The 4,396-nt window shown below is 68.5% G+C and carries 5 protein-coding genes and 1 pseudogene; 2 read left to right on the forward strand and 4 right to left on the reverse strand.

Annotated elements, in window-relative coordinates; all coding sequences use genetic code 11:
* Positions 1 to 293: pseudogene (locus tag AC27IQ_RS19340) on the reverse strand (SPOR domain-containing protein); the annotation flags it as partial.
* Between the two features lie 12 nt (positions 294 to 305).
* Positions 306 to 2,015, reverse strand: a complete 1,710-nt coding sequence (gene argS, locus AC27IQ_RS19345) for an arginine--tRNA ligase (RefSeq protein ID WP_487090452.1) — start codon at positions 2,013 to 2,015, stop codon at positions 306 to 308.
* 117 nt (positions 2,016 to 2,132) lie between these two features.
* Here argS and AC27IQ_RS19350 point away from each other — a divergent pair, with 117 nt between their 5' ends.
* A complete protein-coding gene (locus AC27IQ_RS19350; RefSeq protein ID WP_284406653.1) occupies positions 2,133 to 2,471 on the forward strand; it encodes a PsiF family protein in 339 nt (112 codons plus the stop codon).
* Positions 2,472 to 2,539: 68 nt separating this feature from the next.
* Here the strand turns inward: AC27IQ_RS19350 and AC27IQ_RS19355 are convergent, their stop codons facing one another.
* Complete coding sequence (locus AC27IQ_RS19355) at positions 2,540 to 2,995, reverse strand: DUF2214 family protein (RefSeq protein WP_284394754.1); 456 nt, start codon at positions 2,993 to 2,995, stop codon at positions 2,540 to 2,542.
* A gap of 154 nt (positions 2,996 to 3,149) precedes the next feature.
* Here AC27IQ_RS19355 and AC27IQ_RS19360 point away from each other — a divergent pair, with 154 nt between their 5' ends.
* Positions 3,150 to 4,115, forward strand: coding sequence for an FmdB family transcriptional regulator (locus tag AC27IQ_RS19360; RefSeq protein WP_487090453.1), 966 nt, complete (start codon positions 3,150 to 3,152; stop codon positions 4,113 to 4,115).
* A gap of 48 nt (positions 4,116 to 4,163) precedes the next feature.
* On the opposite strand, the gene AC27IQ_RS19365 is transcribed toward AC27IQ_RS19360, so the two are convergent.
* Positions 4,164 to 4,396: DUF3016 domain-containing protein (locus AC27IQ_RS19365; protein ID WP_487090454.1), on the reverse strand; the 233-nt coding region annotated here is incomplete at its 5' end.

A 4,396-nucleotide genomic window follows, 5' to 3' on the forward strand; every position in this document is an offset into this window, starting at 1 on the left:
GGCACCGAAGCGTTGCTCGCGGGGGCCGGTGCGACACCGGCCACCGCGGGCGTCGAGCTGGCGGGCACGGGCGGGCGCGCCGGGTTCTTGCCGTACAGCGGCGAATTCGGGTCCCAGTTCTTGTTCTTCTGGGATTCGGCGGCGTCCTGGTCGGCATTGCGCGCACCGCCCTTGTTAAGGAAGGGCACCGGCACCTTGGTCACATACACGGCCACGCCCAGCGCCGCCCCCAGGCCCACGACCACCCCGAGGATGAAGCCGATGGCGGTGCCCCCACGTTGCTGTTTTGTCATATCCGTAAACACTCACATTCTGGCTGGCGCCGATACGCCCAGCACGGCCAGGCCATTGTGCAATACCTGTGCGGTGGCGGCGACGAGCGCCAGGCGCGCGCGCTTGACGGCTTCGTCGTCCACCAGGATGCGCTCGGCGTCGTAGTAGCTGTGGTAGCTCGCGGCCAGGTCGCGCAGGTAGAAGGTGACGTCGTGCGGCGCCTCGCCTTCGGTCGCGGCGGTGAGCATTTCGGGGTATTTGGCCAATTGCAGCATCAGCGCCTGGGCCTGCGGGCCTTCGAGCGCGGACAGGTCCACGCCCTGGAGGGACGCCACATCGCCGCCGCCCTGCTCGGCCCAACTGCGCAGCACGGAGCAGATGCGCGCATGCGCGTACTGCACGTAGTACACCGGGTTGTCGTTGTTCTGCGCCACGGCCAGATCGACGTCGAAGGTGTATTCGGTGTCGGGCTTGCGGCTCAGCAGGAAAAAGCGCACGGCATCCTTGCTGGTCCACTCGATCAGGTCGCGCAGCGTCACGTAGCTGCCGGCGCGCTTGCTGATCTTGACCTCTTCGCCGCCCTTGACCACGCGCACCATGGTGTGCAGCACGTAGTCGGGGTAGCCCTGCGGAATGCCCACGTCGGCGGCCTGCAGGCCGGCGCGCACGCGGGCGATGGTGCCGTGGTGGTCCGTGCCCTGGATGTTGACGACCTTGGTGTAGCCGCGCTCCCATTTGGAGATGTGGTAGGCCACGTCGGGCACGAAGTACGTGTACGAGCCGTCCTTCTTGCGCATCACGCGGTCCTTGTCGTCACCGTAGTCGGTGGATTGGAGCCACAGCGCGCCGTCCTGCTCGTAGGTCTTGCCGTTGGCGACCAGCCGGTTCACCGTGGCCTCGACGCGGCCGCTGGTGTACAGGCTCGACTCCAGGTAGTACTCGTCGAACTTCAGGTTGAAGGCCTGCAGGTCCTTGTCCTGCTCGTGGCGCAGGTAGGCCACCGCGAAGTTGCGGATGGACTCCACATCCTCCACGTCGCCGCTGGCCGTGAAGGCGCGGTCGGTGGCCTGCACCGTCTTCTTCGCGAGGAAGTCGTTGGCGATGTCCTGGATGTAGTCGCCGTTGTAGAACCCCTTGCTGGCGGGATTCGCGGGGTCGGTGGGCCAGCAGTCGTCGCCGGGTTTGAAGCCCTTGGCGCGCAGCTGCGTGCTGTGCGTGAGCGTATGGATCTGCACGCCTGCATCGTTGTAGTAGTACTCGCGGTGTACCTTCCAGCCCTGCGTGGCGAAGAGGTTGCAGATCGCATCGCCCAGGGCCGCCTGGCGGCCGTGGCCCACGTGCAGCGGGCCCGTGGGGTTGGCCGAGACGAACTCGACCAGCACCTTCCGGCCGTTGTCCGGCTGTTGCCCGAAGCGCTCGCCGGCGGCCAGCACCTCGCGCACCACTTCCTGCTTGGCGGCGGGCTTCAGGCGGATGTTGATGAAGCCGGGGCCCGCGATCTCCAGCGCCTCGGCCCAGCGGCCGAAGGCCGGCGTGGCCAGCAGGGCCTCGCGCAGCGTTTCGGCCAGTTGCCGGGGGTTCTGCCTGGCGGCCTTGGCCAGCTGCATGGCGGCGGTGCAGGCGAAATCGCCGTGCGCCGCCACCTTGGGGGATTCAAAAGCAGCACGCCCGGCAGCGCCGGGCGACAATTTTTCCAGCTCGCCGGCGAGCGCCGCGAGCAATTCCTGTTTGACGGAGAGCATGCGGCGATTCTACGGGCCGCCCGTCATCCAAACTTTCGGCCATGACGTTATGCTGAACAGCCTCGCGGGGTGCGCGTCGACGGGGGGCTTCCTATCCACTTTTTGCAGGAACACGACATGAAGAATCTGCTCTCCGTGGTGGCCGCCGCCGGCCTCGCCCTCTCCTTCGCCACGGCGCATGCCGCCGATGCCCCCGCAGCCGCCGCCTCCGCGCCGGCCAAGGCCCCCACCGCTCAACAGAGCAAGATGGCCACCTGCAACGCCGATGCCAAGACCAAGGCGCTCAAGGGCGACGAACGCAAGGCCTTCATGAAGGACTGCCTGAGCGCCGACAAGCAGGCCGCCCAGCAGGGCAAGATGACCACCTGCAACGCCGACGCCAAGACCAAGGCGCTCAAGGGCGACGAGCGCAAGGCCTTCATGAAGCAGTGCCTGAGCAACAAGCCCGCCGCCTGATCCGGCCACCGGCCCGCCTTTCGTCAAAAAGCCCCGCACTGCGGGGCTTTTTGCTGGGCGCGGCGCGTTCAGCGGGTGCCGACGCCCCGCGCGAGGAACGTGGCCGCCAGCGGAATCAGCACCAGCAGGTGCGCCTCGATCATGACCAGGCGCCGGGTGCTGCGGATCGCCGCCTCGTCCGGCAGCGCGCCCGTGGCGCGCAGGGCCTTGCGCCAGCGCAGGAACCGCAGGGTGGGCGCGATGGAGATCAGCCCGACCACTACGAAGAGCCCCACCTTCACATGCAGCAGCGGCTGCATTCCATACCACTGCGCGCCCTTGATGCCCCAGCCGACGCGGGCCAGCCCCGTGGCCAGCACGGCCAGGGCCGCGATGCCATAGAACCGGTCCAGTTGCGCCAGCCGCTCCACCGCGGCCGCGTTCAGCCAGGCCGGGCGGCACAGCGCGGCTTCGCTGGCCAGGAAGGTGACCATGGTGAGAATGGCCAGGAAATGGGCATAGGCCAACAGGGCTTCGGTGGTCATGTGGCGTTCCTTGGAGTGGGGGCGGCGCGATGGTAGCGCGCCTACGGCAGCCTGCGCCGCGTTTCGTTCGCCGGTGCAGCGCTTCGGGTGCGCGTGCGCAATCCCTGGGACTGCCGCAACAGTGAAAGTCTCTCCATTGTTGCGAGGCATGTCCATGCCGATCCAGTCCATCTCCCACACGCAGCCCAACGCCTGGCTCCAGGGCGGCCAGAGCACCACCCTGCAGCAGGATCTCATCAAAAAGGTCCTGGAAATGCTGCTCGTCAGCCTGCTGGAGAAGCTGGGCAAGAAAGACGACGCGCCGTCCAGCCAGCCCGGCGGCACCCCGGCTTCCAGCCCCGCGAGCGTACCCCCCAGCGCCCCCCCCAGCGCGTCACCCAGTCCATCACCTGGCCCGGCACCCAACCCGTCCGCCGGTCCGGCCAGCCCCCCCTCGGGCGCTCCGGCTCCCACGCCAACGCACGACGGCACCGCCGACACGGTCCCGGCACGAGCGCCCTCTACCAGCCCGGCCATTCCCGGCAGCGGCACGGCAGGCAACGACTTCGGCACGCAGAGCGTGGCGGAAGGTGCGGGCAAGGTCTACCCGAAATTCGAGCCGGTGCTGCGCGGCGACGAGTCGCAAAAGGACGCGCAGATCCAGACCCAGGCGGACTTCGGCAAGGCGGCCGATGCCACGGCCAGGGAATACGGCCTCGACCCCAACGTGTTCCGCGCCCAGCTGGAGGTGGAATCCAACGCCTTCTCCAAGGGCTTTCAGGGCGCCATGAAGCTGGAAGGCGACCTGGGCCGTGCCGGCGAGAACAACACCTCCATCGGCCTGGGGCAGATTTCCCGCAAGTTCCTGGACGGCCGCGAATGGGCGGACGGCGGCCCCGGCAACGAACGGGTCGGCGGCCAGAAGGTCTCCACCGAGCAATACCAGGGCAGCGTGACGACGCAGTTGCGCATGGCGGCGTCCAACCTGGCCCAGCGCGTGGCCGACCACGGCGGCCTGCAGCAGGGGCTGGCGTACTACGTGTCGGGCAACCCCGACCCGGGCAATGCCAACGCCAGCGCCTACATCGACCGGATCAACACGGCACTGAAGGACCCGGCGGTCGTCGGGCCCGGCCGCTGACCCGCGCAGGCGGCGAAGGCAGCGCCACGGGGTGCCGCCTTCGCCGCATCACTGCGGCGAAGGCGCTCCGATGTCCTGGCGCACCCAGTCGTCAAGCAGTGCCTTTTCATACCGCATCGGATCGCTGCCGCCCCGCCCCGCGCGGGACAGGAACGACGGATCGCGCAGCTCGCGGCGACCGGACTGCAGCACGCGGCCATCGGCCGCCGTCCGCTGGAACTCCAGGTCGATGCGCGGCGGATACACGTCGCGCACGATGCGCACCTGCGCCAGCTGCGCGC

The organism is Acidovorax sp. KPB24-07 (assembly GCF_057543315.1).